This is a genomic window from Mesorhizobium sp. M0491 (genome assembly GCF_040321265.1).
In the GTDB taxonomy this organism is placed as follows: Bacteria; Pseudomonadota; Alphaproteobacteria; order Rhizobiales; family Rhizobiaceae; genus Mesorhizobium.
On sequence record NZ_JAMYRE010000060.1, the window covers coordinates 1 to 1420 of the forward strand.

Sequence of the window (1420 nt, forward strand, 5' to 3'; positions counted from 1 at the left end):
CCCCCGAAAGTTGGACACAACCTTCGGGGGTTTTGCATGTCCAAATACAGCGAGAGTTTCAAGCGCTCGGTTGTCGATAGCTATTTAGGCGGGGATGAGAGCTGCGCGAGTGCGGCGTCGATGCATGGCGTTGATGCGGCCACTGTTCGCAAGTGGGTTGCGTTGTACCAGGCGCATGGCGATGCCGGGCTATCTGGTAAGTACGGTCGTTACGACGCGGCGTTCAGGCTGTCGGTGCTTGAGCGAATGTGGGAGGAAGGTCTGTCGTATCGGCAGACGGCTGCATTGTTCAATATCCGCAATGCCAGTTGCCTGACGGGCTGGGAGAAGCGCTATCATGCGGGCGGGATAGAGGCGCTCGGCCCACGTCCCAGAGGACGACCCATGTCAAAGCCGCCGTCCCCCGCAGTGCCTGTTGCAGCCAGTGACGAGGCCAAAAGCCGCGAAGAACTGCTGGCTGAGCTGAAGCATCTGCGGATGGAGAACGACTACCTAAAAAAACTAGAGGCCTTAACGCAGGGACATGCGCTCAAAAAGCGCAAGCCGTCCAGGCGTTAAGGCCGTTGCATTCGCTTGAGGGGCTGCTCGAGCTGGCGAAGCTTGCGCGCAGCACGTTCTATTACAGACAGAAAGCAGCGAAGCGCTCGGACCGCCATGCGGCGCTGAAGGCGGCGATCAAGGCCATCTTCGACAGCCACAAGGGTCGCTACGGCTATCGCCGGGTGACTGCGCAACTGCACCGGTTGGGCCGGCGCGTCAACCACAAGACCGTCCAGAGCCTGATGGCCGGGATGGGATTGAAGTCGCTGGTCAGGCCGAAGAAGTATCGCTCCTACAGGGGCGAGGCTGGGCGGACCGCTCCCGATCTGTTGCAGCGCAAGTTCGGCGCCGACCGCGCCAACCGCAAATGGGTGACCGACGTGACGGAGTTCAGCCTGGCCGGCGACAAGCTCTATCTGTCCCCGGTCATGGATCTCTACAATGGCGAGATCGTCGCGTTCGAGACGGCGCGGCGGCCACGCTTCAAAATGGTGGACAATATGCTGACCAAAGCCCTCGCCCGGCTTGGTGAGAACGAAAGGCCGATCCTGCATTCCGATCAGGGATGGCAGTATCAGATGTCGGCATTCCAACGCAGGCTGGAAGCCAGAGGCCTCCAACAGAGCATGTCACGCAAAGGCAATTGCCTCGACAACGCCCCAATGGAGAGCTTCTTTGCCATCCTCAAATCCGAGCTCTTCCATCCCGGAACCTTCGACACCGTTCAAAGCCTGGACGACGCCATCACGGACTACATCGACTATTACAACCACCGCCGCATCAAACTGAAACTGAAAGGGCTGGCCCCTGTGCAATACAGGAACCAGCCCTTAAACCTACCAACTCAATGAACCGTCCAACTTTATGGGGTCAGTTCATT

At 59.0% G+C, this 1420-nt stretch carries 1 protein-coding gene; it reads left to right on the plus strand.

Annotated features, from left to right (window positions below; all coding sequences use genetic code 11):
* Window positions 1-36: 36 nt before the first annotated feature.
* A protein-coding gene (locus NKI69_RS33460; RefSeq protein ID WP_502895240.1) for an IS3 family transposase occupies window positions 37-1391 on the plus strand; the annotation gives its coding sequence in 2 pieces (ribosomal slippage) (window positions 37-502 and window positions 502-1391; 1356 coding nt in all).
* The last annotated feature ends 29 nt before the right edge of the window (window positions 1392-1420 follow it).